Raw genomic sequence first — 12,110 nt, forward strand, 5'->3', positions numbered from 1 at the left:
TCCGACGGCGTGTACACGCCGTCGGACGCCCGGCCCCTCACCGACATGGTCGGTCCGGTCAGAGTCGGGGGTCGATGTCGCGGCTAGAGCCCGTAGAAGTACCCGGGGGCCACGACGAGTCCGACCACGATGAGCACGATGCCCCAGAGGAGCTGCCCGCGCAGCACGCCCAGGACACCGGACACGAGGAGGATGATTCCGAGGATCGTCAGCAAAATACCCATACGCCACCTCTCTCCGATCACGGAATAGTCAAACAGTTCGCAAGCAACAATTGTTGACTGGATGCTTAACCGCAGGTCAGAGGCTCGCATGTGACGAGGCTCGCTCACGCGGTTTCTCCCTTACCGCACGCGGAACGATCTACCCGGGCCTCCGAGCGCCCCGGGCGAGCTCCAGAGCCCGGGCGAGGATCCCCTCACCGACCGCCGCGGTGAGGATCGACTCGGGATGGAACTGCACGGCGTACCACCGTGCCGCCGGGTCCTCGATCGCCATGACGACCGGCTCCTCACCGGTCTCGCCGGCCAACACCGCGGTCACCTCGTAGTTCTTCACCGCCTCGGGGACGGTGTAGGTGGAGTGGTAACGCGCGGCCTGGAACTCTCCGTCCTCGCCGTGGCCCTCCAGCAGCGAACCGCCCAGGACCCGCACCCGGCCCGGCTTGCCGTGCACGGGGGCGTCGAGGGTGCGCAGTTCGCCGCCGGCGTGCTCGACCATGCCCTGCAGGCCCAGGCACACGCCGAACACGGGCAGTCGGCGCGCGGACAGGGCGTCGAGCAGGTCGCCCATGGCGAAGTCCCCGGGCAGGCCCGGCCCCGGCGACAGGACGACCAGGTCCGGGTCGAGTCGGTCGAGCAGGGCGTGGTCGAAGCCGTAGCGCACGGTGGTGACCTCGGCGCCGTGACGGCGCACGTAATCGGCCAGGGTGTTGACGAAGGAGTCCTCGTGGTCGACGAGCAGCACGCGCATGCCCGCACCGGGCGTCGGCGCGGGCCGTTCGACGGGTTCGGGGGCGACCGACGCGACCGCGGCCTGCTCCTCGCCCAGGGCCAGGGTCTCCAGCAGGGCGCGGGCCTTGAGGAAGGTCTCCCGTTCCTCGGCCTCGGGGTCGGAGTCGTACAGCAGGGTGGCGCCCACCCGCACGGCGGCCACACCGTCACGGATGTGCGCTGTGCGCAGGGTGAGACCGGTGTTCATCGACCCGTCGAAGTTGATCACCCCGACCGCACCGCCGTACCAGCGGCGGGGGCTGGTCTCGTTCTGTTCGATGAAGCGCATCGCCCAGGTCTTGGGCGCACCGGTGACGGTCACGGCCCACATGTGGGTGAGGAAGGCGTCCAGGGCGTCGAAGTCACGACGCAGGGTCCCCTCGATGTGGTCGACGGTGTGGATGAGCCGCGAGTACATCTCGATCTGGCGGCGCCCGATCACACGGACGCTGCCGGGTTCGCACACCCGGGACTTGTCGTTGCGGTCCACGTCGGTGCACATGGTGAGCTCCGACTTCTCCTTGACCGAGGACAGGAGCTCCTGGATGTTCTCGGCGTCGGCCAGGGCGTCCTCGCCACGACGGATGGTGCCGGAGATGGGGCAGGTCTCGACCCGTTGACCGGTGCCGGGTTCGCCGGTGACCCGCACGAACATCTCCGGGGAGGCGCCCACCAGGTACTCCCCCTCCCCCAGGTTGAAGAAGAACTCGTACGGGGCGGGGTTGCGCTCGCGCAGGAGTTCGTAGAAGCGCGCCGGTGAGGAGCACCGGGCGTAGGTGCGGTGGCCGGGGACGACCTCGAAGAGGTCCCCGCGCCGGAAACGCTTCTTGGCCTCGGCCACGACCGTGGCGTAGGAACCGGGCACCGGACCCTCGGGGACCTCGGCGGCGACCACGTGGGGGGTGGGTTCTCCCGTGCGGGGCAGCCCCTCGGTGGTGGCCTCCGGCCGCCCGCCCTCGGCGGGGACGGTGAACTCGTAGGTGTAACGGACGCAGGTCTCGCGTTTGCGGTCGCGGACGATGACGGCGTCCGGCAGGTGCAACACCAGGTCGCGATCGGTGGGGTCGCGGTCGATGTGCCGCTCCACGTGCTCGAACTGGAAGGCGAGGTCGTAACCGAAGGCGCCGTACAACCCCAGGTGGGGGTCCTCCGGGCTGCGCAGCGCGGCGACGAGGGCGCGCAGCGCGGTGAAGACGCTGGGCCGGCGGCTGCGCTCCTCCTCGGTGAAGAACGCCGTGGGGTCGGGTGCGGGGACGGTCACGGTGACGTGGTCGGAACCGCTGTCGGTGACCCCTCCCGCGGTGCGCAGGGCCGCGCCCAGGACGGGGAGCAGGACACGGCCGCGGTCGTTGAGGGCCCTGGCGGTGACGTCGAGTCCGCGGGTGGCGATCTCCAGGCAGGGGTCCACGTAGCCCAGGTGCCAGCGGTCGTAACGGCCGGGGTACTCCATGCCGGAGGAGAGCACGCCGCCGCGACGGTGCTCGACTGAGGTGACGAGATCGGTGAGGATCTCGGGGTCGCAGGGGGTGGCACTGCGGTGGACCCTCACTCCGGCGGGGGTGCTGTAGCTGAGGGGCTGGGCGTCGCTGGGCTTCACGGACGGTCCTTCGGGGCGCTCTTCGGTCGGGTGGTCGTCACCGGCCGGGGTCGCCTCGAAAGCAGAAAACGACCGCCGGTCGGGGCGGTCGCTGTTCGGGAATGCGAACTGATCGGTGCGCCGCCTAGGAGCGGCGCCACCACTGTCCGTTGGTCGGCCGGGTTCGCATGGGGGCGAGTCTAGCGGGTGCGCCGAGTGCCATGGGGCACGGACACGAAAAAACCCTCACCCGTCGAGGCGAGGACGGTGGCATCACCGGAGGCGGGCCGTTCGCGTGGGCGCCGCGGAGACGAGGAGGTCCCCGTGGTGGTGCTGTCCACCACCGAGGCCCAGGGGCTGGAGTTCGACGCCGTGATCGTGGTGCGGCCCGGCGAGGTGCTGACGCGCCCCGGGGCGCCAACGACCTGTACGCGGCCCGCACCCGTGCCACGCGACGGTCGACCGTGGCCCACGAGCGGGATCCGCCCACCATGCCCGCGTGTCCGGGCGGCTGAACCCGCGCGGGGGCGGCCGACCCGTGGCACCGGACCGGGCCACGGGCCGGGATCAGGTGTCCCCGACCGCGCCGCACTCCTCCATGTCCCGCGCGTCGTCCAGGTCGTAGGCGTCGAGTTCGGGCCCCTTGGGTCGCTCTCCCTCGGGCGCCTCGTCGCCGAAGAACGGGGTGAAGTAGTGCCCCTCCACGCAGTGCGCGGGAGCGACGGCCCTCTCCCACAACGGCCAGGCCTCCCACCGTTCCCCGCCCGTATCGAAGAATCCGACCTCCCCGAGGTGCGAGACGACCATCCGCGTCGACACCGGCCGTCCGGGGCGGGCGACCGGCTGCACGATGGTGAACTCGGTGACCACCGACAGGTAGTCGAGACCGTACTCGTCGGTGGCCTCCTCCACGCGCATCTCGCCGTCCACCCGCACCTCGTCGCCGATGGGTTCGGCGACGTTGGGGGCGAGGTTGTAGTGCAGGTCACGGGTGTCGAGTTCGGGGTCGGGGTCGTCCAGCCCGTCCAGCTACCAGTCGAGGGCCTGCCCCTCGAGCAGCGCGACGAACGCGCTGTCGTCCTCCCCCAAGACCGCGTCCTGGTCCAGGTAGGTGACCTCCAGGAACTCCCGGGTCCGGTCGTAGGCCTCGGCCACCTGCGCGGAGGTGCAGGAACTGACCTCCGTGGCCTCGGGGACCACGAACTCCGTTCCGAACCCCTCGGCGGGGCTACCGGCGAAGGGGTCCTCCCGGTCGACCTCCTCGAAGGGGTGTTCGGGGATGGTGGGCACCACGGAGGCGTCCGCGCCGCCGGCCAGGGTGTCCTGCGGGGAGGCGCAACCGGTGAGACAGAGAGCGAGGAGGATCGCCGTCCCGGGGGCAGCGGAGACGCGTGAGGGCATGGGGAGAGTGCTTTCTTCCTTTGTGGGCCCTTGTGGACCGAAAGCGAAGATAGCCAGGTGTGCGGCACACGCACCAGTACTCCACGACCACACTCGGGTGACGATCGCGGCCGAGGCGCCCCACCGCTCCGACCTGCGACGATCGTCCGGGGACGCGGCGCGACCACCACCGGTCCGGCGCACCGACGAGCACACCTCCGAGACGCCACCGACCCCGCGCCGTCGGGTGTGCATTCACCCGGGTCCGCACACGGCGTGAACACCCACGGCCTGGGGGATCCGGTGTCTCACCTGGTCCGTTTCCTGTGAATTCGTGTGCTCTGGGGGGTGGCGCGGGCCAAAATTGTACGTACACTCTGTACGGACAATCTGTGGAACGGCCCCGAGGCACGCCGCCCGACGGGCCCCTGCGAACGGACACTCATGCGCGACGACCACGGGTCGGTGGTGCCTCTCTACCACTGGCTGAACAAGATCCCCGGCGGAACCATGCTGGTCCCGTTGGTCCTGGGCTCCATCCTGGGCACCTTCGCGCCCGCCGCGCTCGACATCGGCAGCTTCACCACCGCGCTGTTCAAGGACAGCGCCATGCCGCTGATCGCGCTGCTGATCTTCGCCACCGGCACGCAGGTCACCCTGCGCACCAGCGGTCCGGTCCTGGCCACGACCGGTGTCGTCCTGCTCGGCAAGAGCATCGTCCCCGGCCTGCTCATCATCGCTCTGGCCCTGGCCACCGGCCCCGAGGGCATCCTCGGCGTGTCGATCCTGGCGATGATCGCCGCCGCCACCAACGCCAACGGCGGGCTGTGGCTGGCCATCACGGGACAGTACGGACGCACCAAGGACCGTGGCGCCTACATCGCCGGCGCCATCAACGACGGTCCCTTCTTCGCCCTGCTGTTCATCGGTGCTTCCGGCCTCGGCCAGATCCCCTTCATGACGCTGCTCGCCGCGATCCTGCCGTTCCTGCTCGGCGTGGTGGTCGGCAATGTCGACGGCCAGTGGCGCGAGGTGCTCAAGCCCGTGCCCGGCATCGTCATCCCGTTCTTCGCCTTCGCCCTGGGCACCGGCATCGACCTGGCCGACGTCGCCCGCGGCGGCCTGGGCGGCATCGTCATGGGCCTGGTGATCGTGCTGTTCACCGGTGGGCTGGTCTACCTGGGCTACCGCTTCCTGCTGCGGCGCGGCGGCGAGTCCGGCATCGGCTTCGCGGCCGGGACCACCTCGGGCAACGCCGTGGCCACGCCGGCCATCGTGGCCGCCGCCGACCCCTCCTTCGCCGCCTACGTCGGCACCGCGACCTCCCAGGTCGCGGCGAGCGTCCTGGTGACCGCCCTGCTCGCGCCCCTGGTCACCACCTGGGTGCTGCGCCGGGCCGGCGCGCGACCGGCCCAGGCCGAACGGTCCGAGCTGGAGCAGGCCGAACGGGAGGCCTCGGCGGCTTCCGCGGACATCGAGGAGAAGGAGAGCCGGTCGTGAGCCACTCCACGCAGAACGCCCCGCGCATCGCCGTCGTCGCCGACGACCTCACCGGCGCGGGCGACACCGCCGTCCAGTTCGTTCGGGCCGGATGGCGCACCGAACTCCAGCTCACAGCGGCCGACTCCACCGCCGAGGTGGTCGCCGTGACCACCGACTCGAGGGCGCTGGACCACGAGCGCGCCGCCGAGGCGGCCGCCGGGGCCGTACGCCGCCTGCGCGCCTCGGGCACGGACCTCCTCTACAAGAAGGTGGACTCCACCCTGCGCGGTCCCCTGCGCGCCGAGATCGACGGGGTCCTGTCGGCGTGGCGGCCCGACGCGGTGGCCGTGGTCTGCCCGGCCTTTCCCGCCACCGGACGTGTGGTCCGCGACGGGATCCTGCTGGTCGACGGCGTGGAGGTGCACCGCACCGCCGTGGGCCGCGACCCCGTCTCTCCGGTCACCGAGAGCCGGATCGCCGACCTGCTCCAGGGCCGGCACGTCCGACTGAGCGGAGCGGACGCCGCCCACGACGCCGAACAGCTGCTCGCCGCCGCACCCGTGGCCGTGGTCGACGCCGAGAGCGACGCGGACCTGGCCCGTCTGGCCGCGGCCGTCACGGTCCTCGGTGACCGGGCCGTTCCCGTGGGATCGGCGGGGCTCGCCGCCCGGCTCGCCGAGTCGTGGCGCCCGACGCAGGAGCCGGACCCCGCCCTCGTGGTGGTGACCTCGCTGCACCAGGCCGCCCGTGGCCAGGTGCGGGAACTCGCCGTCGACGAGTGGACGCACGTGGAACAGCCCACCGTCACCGACCTGGCCGACGACGACGCCTGGCGGATCTGGTCGGATCGCGTGTGCGCGGACTTCGACCGTGCCCACCCGCACACCGCCCTCGTGGCGCCCGACGACCGCAGCGGTGGGCTGGACCCCGCACTCGTGGCGCGCCGGTTCGGTGCCCTCGCCGCGCGCATCGCCGACCGGCATCCGCTGTCCGGGTTCGTCGTCACCGGTGGTGACGGGGCCCGGGCCCTGACCGCCGCACTGAGCGCACGCGCCATCACGCTGACCGGCGAGGTCGCCCCGGGGATCCCGCTGGGCACTCTGGCCGGTGGCCCCCACGAGGGGCACGCCATCGTCACCAAGGCCGGGGGCTTCGGCTCCCCCACGGCCCTCATCGAGGCCGCCGACGCGGTCCGCCACACGAAAGGCACCAACGCATGAGCCACCGCCCCACCCTCGCGGTCACCCTCGGCGACGTCGCCGGGATCGGCCCGGAGATCACCGCCAAGTCCCTGTTGCACCACCCCGAGGTCCGTGAGTACGCCCGTCCGGTGGTCATCGGTGACGCCGACGCGCTGCGCAACGCCGTCGCGGCCGTGGGCGGCGACCCCGCGGTGGTCAACCCGGTGGCCTCCCCCGCCGACGCGGCGGACGACCCCGCGGTCATCGACGTCGTACAGACCGGCCCGTCCCTGGGGCACGTGCCTCCGGGCGAGCTGAGCGCCGAGGCCGGTGACGGGGCCGCCCGCTTCGTGATCCAGGCCGTGGACCTGGCCAAGCGCGGACTGGTGGACGGGATCGTCACCCCGCCGCTGAACAAGGCCGCCATGCACCTGGGCGGCCACAACTGGCCCGGTCACACCGAACTGCTCGCCCACGAGTTCGGCGTGCGCGACTACAGCCTCGTGCTGTCCGCCGGCGAGCTGTCCTTCTTCCACCTGACGACGCACGTGTCCCTGCGCCGGGCCATCGAGGACGTCACCCAGGAGCGCACCCTGGAGGTGCTGCGCCTGATGAGCGCCTTCGCCCGCGCCCAGGGCTCCCCGGACGAGCCGATCGGTGTGGCCGGCCTCAACCCGCACGCGGGCGAGAACCGGCTGTTCGGCGACGAGGACGCCGACATCCTCGCGCCCGCGATCGAGCGGGCACGGGATGAGGGCATCAACGCGCACGGGCCCGTGCCCGCCGACGCCCTCATCCCGGCCGCGGTGCGCGGCAAGTGGAAGCTGGTGGCGGTCTGCTACCACGACCAGGGCCACGCGCCCTTCAAGGCCGTGTACGGCGACGACGGCGTCAACATCACCGCCGGTCTGCCGGTGGTGCGGGTGTCGGTCGACCACGGCACCGCCTTCGACATCGCGGGCAAGGGGATCGCCCGCGAGGCCAGCCTCGTCCTGGCGCTGCGCCGCGCCGCCGAGCTCGCACCCGGCTGGGGCCACGTCTGGCAGGCCACCAACCCGGGTTCCTGATCGCCCGCGGCCCCCTGTCCCCCCGCCGGGGCAGGGGGCCCAAACGTCCCACTGCCTAGAATGGCCGTCATGCCTGTCGACCGCTCCGATGCCCGGCCCCTGCACGCCCAGGTGGCGGACGTGCTGCGCGCGCAGATCCGCGACCACTCGATCGCCCCCGGGGAGACCCTGCCCAGCGAGGCCGCGCTCCGTGAACGGTTCGGGGTCTCGCGCAGCGTCGTACGTCAGGCACTGGCCACCCTGGAGGACGAGGGCGCCGTGCGCCGGGCCCACGGCCGGGCCCCGGTCGCGGCGGTGCGCAGTGAGCACCACCGCCTGGTGCAGCGGGTGACCGGGCTGTTCGACCAGTTCTCCGCCGAGGGCCTGTCCCTGTCCACCCGGGTGGTGGCCCTGGACCCGGTGCGCGCGGGGGTCCCGTCGGCGGAGGAACACCTCGGGACCCGGACCCTGCTGCGTCTGGAGCGGGTGCGTTCGGTGGCCGGTGACCCCCTGTCCTACGTGCGCACCTGGCTGCCCGCGGAGCGTTTCGCCGGATTGGAGGCGTCGATGCTCTCCGACGCCTCCCTGCACCGACTCATGGAGTCGCGTTTCGGTGTGGTGCCCACCAGCGGCCGACGCCAGATCCGCGCCGTGCCCGCCGATCCGGAGATCGCCCGGGAACTCGACGTGCCCGAGGGGGCGCCGCTCCTGCTGCTGGAGGGCGGGACCTTCGACCGGTCCGGGGCGCCGCTGGAGTGGTTCGAGAGCTGGCACCGTTCGGACCGGGTCGTGTTCGACATCGAGGCCGAGGGCGCGACCGACCAGGTGCAGATCGCACCCGGACCGTCGCTGGCCCGCCCGGAGGGGGACCATCCCTCGGGTGAGGTTCAGGACACGGAGTTGGACCGCGCCCTGTCCCTCGCGGACGAGCTGCGTTCCGAGCTGCGGCGTCTGCGCGGCTGACCGCATTCGGGTCGGGTCACGCCCGGAGGGCACGGTTCGTGGGACCGCGCCGCCGTGACCGGTCCCTCATGCGGTGGTGCGCACCCCGTCGCCCCGCCCCGTGGCGCTCCCCGTCAACCGCAGTTGGTGCCCTCGATGATGCGGGTGTCGGTACCGATGGTGCCGCCCCAGTCGACGCAGCGGCCCGCCGCGTGCACGTAGACCGGCCCGGCGTAGGTGGTGTAGTCACCGGAATCGGTGTTCCAACCGGAGGTGCCGCTCGCGCGGAGCATCGCCTCCATGAGGGTGGCGCCCCCGGGAACCGTGCGCACCGTGGCGACGCAGTTGTAGCCGTTGGCATTGTTGTAGGTCAGGAACACGGTGCCGCGATCCGCCGACAGGTCCACGCTGTTCACGACGGCGTACCCGTCTCCGCAGGCGCCGTTGTAGGTGGCCGCCGCCGTCGCGGGCGCGGCCGTGGCCACCAGGGACGCGGCGCCGATTCCGGCCGTCGCCGCCAGCGCGCAGGCACGCCGGACGATGCTCCTCATGCTCTCTCTCCTCCCGGTCCGCGGATCAGCCGCAATTGGTGCCGTTGGCGTGCTCGTTGTCACCGTCGATGTAGCCGAACCAGTCGACACAGGTCCCCGCGGCGTACAGATAGACCGGACCCGCGTAGGTGGTGTACATGCCGGCGTCCTGGACGGCCTCGTTCGGCCCGTCGGGGCTGCGCTTGAGCCCGACCACCATTTCCACGGGCGCACCGGGGGTGGTGCGCACGGTGACGGCGCAGTTATAGCCGTTGGCGTTGTTGTACGTGAGGAACGTGGTACCGGAGTTTCCGATTTCCAGCGAGTTGACGATGTTGTATCCGGCACCACAGGCGCCGTTGTACACGGCCGCATGGGCCGGAGAGACGACCAGGAAACCCGTGGCCGCCAGGGCCACGGCCGCGGCGACGGCGACCCTTCGCAATGCTCGCATGTACGCACTCCTTTGGTTCCGTCTCCGTTCAGGAGACAAGGAACAGAGTGCCACGGAGCACTTATCAACGCCATTTGTGTGTCCACAACCGGACTTTATGGATCGACGTCCCCATAAACCCGACAACGCATTATTCTTTATTCCTTGGACGGACCCCACCACTCCTGCCACACTGTTCGAACCCCGACATGCCACCGAGGAGCCCCCGTGTCCACCGCACCTCTCTCCCCCCTGCCCCGCCCCGTCACCGGGGTGTTCGTCAGACAGGTCATCCGGGCCGGCTGCGGAGGCGACTTCGCCGCGGTATGGCTGGACGCGGAACCGCCACAGGAGGGGTCGACGGCCGTGGAGGGTCTGGAGTTCGTCGACGACCTGCCCGGCGCCTACTACACGCCCGACTCCCACTACGAACCGGTGTTCACCAAGGCCTTCTTCCGCGGGTTCCGAGAACACTGGCTCGGCCCCGGCCCGGGCCGCGCCCGTCACAGCGCGCGTATCGTCCTCCGCGACGCGCACTGGAGCGACGTCGACTCCGGTCCGTACGGGTTCGCGCAGGCGGGGCGGGTGGCCGCCCGCGAGGTCATGGACTGTGTCCGTGAGGATCGGGCACCCCGGCAGGCGGGGCGGCCCGCCCATCCCGACCGCCCCATCCCGCTCATGCCGCGCCTGCGCGGTCGTTAACGCACGGTCGGGGACCCGCAGCACTTCTTGTACTTGCGCCCCGAGCCGCACCAGCAGGGCAGGTTGCGCTCCGGCGGCCAGGTGAGGAATCGGGGTGAGTCCGAGGGCAGACCACCGGCCCACTCGCGCCGGGTCGCCTCGTCGGCCGGGTCGAGCCCCCGGGCCTCGGCGAAGGCGTCGAGCTCCGCGGGCTCGGCCAGGGCGAGGACCACGCGCTCCTCGCCCCGTTCCCTGAGCTCACGTTCGACGTCGTGGTAGTGGCCCCTCTCCCGACCCGAGAGCTCCACGCGCACCAGCGGTGCGGCGTGAACCGGCGGATCGGCGACGTCGATCCCCGCGTCGAGCAGCCCGATCTCCTCCTCCAGCGAGGGCCGGGACGCGTCCGCGGCCCGCACGGCCACGTCGTGGGCGTCCGCGGGCAGACCGAGCCGCTCCCGCACCCGCGCTCGCCCCATCAACGGGAGCAGACCCACCGGGTCCATCCGCTCCAGCAGCTCCACCGGGCCGGCCAGCACGCTGCGGCAGGCCACGTTGTAGCAGTGCAGGGCACGGTCCAGGTCTCCGGCCTCGGCGAACTCGTCCGCGAGCACCGCCGCCATGGGCCGGCCCAACACCCCGGGCCGCATGAGCTCGTCGATGAGCCGGTCGGCCTCCCCCGCCGACCCCTGCGCCCGGAGCAGGCCGGCCAACATGTGGGTCGCGTACTGGCGGTAGTCGGGTTCGGGAGCGTGTGCGCGGAGCAGGTCGAGGACCGCGCGCGCCAGCTCTGGGCGCCGCTCACGGAATCGGTCCGCGGCGCCGAGGAGGATGTCCCCGGTGGCGTCGGGGGTCTGTGCCAGGTCGTCGAGGAGGTGCTGGGGCAGGTCCATGTCGAGGAGGGCCGCCACCAGCTCCGGCGGGAGCGGGGCCGAGTACGCAGGTTCGGTCATCCCCCCAGGCTAGAAGCCCCGCGCACGTGGCCGACCTCACCCCCGGGGGCGGTGACGTACGGGGGGTCCGGCAGGGGCGGGTCGGCCAGGGTCGACACCGGTCGGGTCCGGTCGGACCGCCCGGAAGGCTCACTGTGGGCCGTGGTGCTCGGGGTGGAGCAGGTGGATGAGGATCCGGGCCGGGCCACCGACCGGGGTGACGGCGTGCGGGATCCCGGCGGCGACGTGGACCAGACCGCCCACGCCCATCGCGTGCCGCTCGCCCTCCACGGTGAACCGCACGCTCCCCTCGATCACCTGGACGACGATCGGTGAGGGTGCCCGGTGCTCGGACAGTTCGGTGTCCAGGGCCAGGTGCGTGATGCGCACGTCCTCCCCGGAGAACAACCGCTCCGGAGCGACCCGCCCCGCCCTGACCGGGTTGGCCTCGCGCAGTTGGTCGATACCCGCGCTGATCAGCGTGGACGGTGAGGTGTCGCGCACCATGACGGTTCTCCTTCGACGGGACCCCTCCAGGTTCGCACGCCGCCTCTCCCGGAGCCGGGCGAGCCACGCGGCCGGGCCCTCGCCCGGTCTCCTCCTCCGGGCGCGGACGTCCGTCCGCCGCGCGTCGACGCACGGGCCGACGCACGGCGGGAGCCGGACCGAGACGGCTCCGCCCTCGGGACCGTCGCACGCCGCCGACCAGGGACGAAGACCCGGAAGGAGCGGGGTTCCCGAGTTCGCCGCGCCGCAACCGAACCGGTCCCCGAACTTCACCACGGGGGGTCTGGTCAGAAGGCGCGGAAAGCCGCATGGTGTGAAGGTCCGACCGACACTCCTCCCCCAAGGAGCAACGTTGCCCGCATCCCCCCGTCCCCCTCGAGGTCCCCTCGTGCGCGTCACGCGTGTCCTGGCGGTCCTGACCGCTGCTGTAC

13 protein-coding genes are annotated in these 12,110 nt (G+C 71.9%); 5 read left to right on the top strand and 8 right to left on the bottom strand.

The annotated features are described in order from the left end of the window. Positions 1-83 precede the first annotated feature (83 nt). From DSY14_RS23580 to DSY14_RS28945, 4 genes are all read right to left on the bottom strand, one after another. Positions 84-224, bottom strand: coding sequence for a GPGG-motif small membrane protein (locus DSY14_RS23580; RefSeq protein WP_211718810.1), 141 nt, complete (start codon positions 222-224; stop codon positions 84-86). Between the two features lie 139 nt (positions 225-363). After that, entirely contained in the window at positions 364-2,589 is a 2,226-nt protein-coding gene (locus tag DSY14_RS23585) for an anthranilate synthase component I (RefSeq protein WP_211718811.1), read from the bottom strand. A gap of 546 nt (positions 2,590-3,135) precedes the next feature. Further along, positions 3,136-3,498, bottom strand: a complete 363-nt coding sequence (locus tag DSY14_RS28940) for a hypothetical protein (protein WP_249188350.1) — start codon at positions 3,496-3,498, stop codon at positions 3,136-3,138. A gap of 99 nt (positions 3,499-3,597) precedes the next feature. Then, positions 3,598-3,969 carry a hypothetical protein gene (locus DSY14_RS28945; RefSeq protein WP_249188351.1) on the bottom strand — a complete coding sequence of 124 codons (372 nt, stop codon included), beginning with the start codon at positions 3,967-3,969 and terminating at the stop codon, positions 3,598-3,600. 423 nt (positions 3,970-4,392) lie between these two features. Between DSY14_RS28945 and DSY14_RS23595 the strand changes: the two genes are divergently transcribed. From DSY14_RS23595 to DSY14_RS23610, 4 genes are read left to right on the top strand one after another with little or no spacing between them, the layout of a single operon-like run. Beyond that, a complete protein-coding gene (locus tag DSY14_RS23595; RefSeq protein WP_211718812.1) occupies positions 4,393-5,448 on the top strand; it encodes a 2-keto-3-deoxygluconate permease in 1,056 nt (351 codons plus the stop codon). After that, a complete protein-coding gene (locus DSY14_RS23600; RefSeq protein WP_307851311.1) occupies positions 5,445-6,650 on the top strand; it encodes a four-carbon acid sugar kinase family protein in 1,206 nt (401 codons plus the stop codon). The genes DSY14_RS23595 and DSY14_RS23600 overlap by 4 nt, the downstream gene beginning before the upstream one ends. Next, positions 6,647-7,678 (top strand): 4-hydroxythreonine-4-phosphate dehydrogenase PdxA, encoded by a 1,032-nt coding sequence (gene pdxA, locus DSY14_RS23605; RefSeq protein WP_211718813.1) that lies wholly within the window; start codon positions 6,647-6,649, stop codon positions 7,676-7,678. The genes DSY14_RS23600 and pdxA overlap by 4 nt, the downstream gene beginning before the upstream one ends. A gap of 60 nt (positions 7,679-7,738) precedes the next feature. Continuing rightward, positions 7,739-8,620, top strand: coding sequence for a GntR family transcriptional regulator (locus DSY14_RS23610; protein WP_211718814.1), 882 nt, complete (start codon positions 7,739-7,741; stop codon positions 8,618-8,620). Positions 8,621-8,733: 113 nt separating this feature from the next. On the opposite strand, the gene DSY14_RS23615 is transcribed toward DSY14_RS23610, so the two are convergent. Then, on the bottom strand, positions 8,734-9,150 hold the full coding sequence (locus DSY14_RS23615) for a spore-associated protein A (RefSeq protein ID WP_211718815.1): 417 nt from the start codon (positions 9,148-9,150) through the stop codon (positions 8,734-8,736). Positions 9,151-9,175: 25 nt separating this feature from the next. Beyond that, entirely contained in the window at positions 9,176-9,583 is a 408-nt protein-coding gene (locus DSY14_RS23620; RefSeq protein WP_211718816.1) for a spore-associated protein A, read from the bottom strand. Positions 9,584-9,790: 207 nt separating this feature from the next. Between DSY14_RS23620 and DSY14_RS23625 the strand changes: the two genes are divergently transcribed. Further along, positions 9,791-10,264 carry a hypothetical protein gene (locus tag DSY14_RS23625; RefSeq protein ID WP_211718817.1) on the top strand — a complete coding sequence of 158 codons (474 nt, stop codon included), beginning with the start codon at positions 9,791-9,793 and terminating at the stop codon, positions 10,262-10,264. Here DSY14_RS23625 and DSY14_RS23630 read toward each other — a convergent pair. After that, the gene (locus tag DSY14_RS23630; RefSeq protein ID WP_211718818.1) at positions 10,261-11,193 is read right to left on the bottom strand and encodes an SEC-C domain-containing protein; all 933 of its coding nucleotides are present in this window, start codon (positions 11,191-11,193) and stop codon (positions 10,261-10,263) included. The two genes, DSY14_RS23625 and DSY14_RS23630, sit on opposite strands and share 4 nt — an antisense overlap. Positions 11,194-11,322: 129 nt before the next feature. After that, entirely contained in the window at positions 11,323-11,679 is a 357-nt protein-coding gene (locus DSY14_RS23635; RefSeq protein ID WP_211718819.1) for a cupin domain-containing protein, read from the bottom strand. Positions 11,680-12,110: the final 431 nt, after the last annotated feature.

It is taken from the genome of Nocardiopsis sp. MG754419, assembly GCF_018207095.1.
GTDB lineage: Bacteria > Actinomycetota > Actinomycetes > Streptosporangiales > Streptosporangiaceae > Nocardiopsis.

What these genes read in the sequence shown, in the direction of transcription:
- DSY14_RS23580 (WP_211718810.1), bottom strand. Translation starts at nt 224, where the DNA reads ATGGGTATTTTGCTGACGATCCTCGGAATCATCCTCCTCGTGTCCGGT.
- DSY14_RS28945 (WP_249188351.1), bottom strand. Translation starts at nt 3,969, where the DNA reads ATGCCCTCACGCGTCTCCGCTGCCCCCGGGACGGCGATCCTCCTCGCT.
- DSY14_RS23595 (WP_211718812.1), top strand. Translation starts at nt 4,393, where the DNA reads ATGCGCGACGACCACGGGTCGGTGGTGCCTCTCTACCACTGGCTGAAC.
- pdxA (WP_211718813.1), top strand. Translation starts at nt 6,647, where the DNA reads ATGAGCCACCGCCCCACCCTCGCGGTCACCCTCGGCGACGTCGCCGGG.
- DSY14_RS23610 (WP_211718814.1), top strand. Translation starts at nt 7,739, where the DNA reads ATGGCCGTCATGCCTGTCGACCGCTCCGATGCCCGGCCCCTGCACGCC.
- DSY14_RS23615 (WP_211718815.1), bottom strand. Translation starts at nt 9,150, where the DNA reads ATGAGGAGCATCGTCCGGCGTGCCTGCGCGCTGGCGGCGACGGCCGGA.
- DSY14_RS23620 (WP_211718816.1), bottom strand. Translation starts at nt 9,583, where the DNA reads ATGCGAGCATTGCGAAGGGTCGCCGTCGCCGCGGCCGTGGCCCTGGCG.
- DSY14_RS23630 (WP_211718818.1), bottom strand. Translation starts at nt 11,193, where the DNA reads ATGACCGAACCTGCGTACTCGGCCCCGCTCCCGCCGGAGCTGGTGGCG.
- DSY14_RS23635 (WP_211718819.1), bottom strand. Translation starts at nt 11,679, where the DNA reads ATGGTGCGCGACACCTCACCGTCCACGCTGATCAGCGCGGGTATCGAC.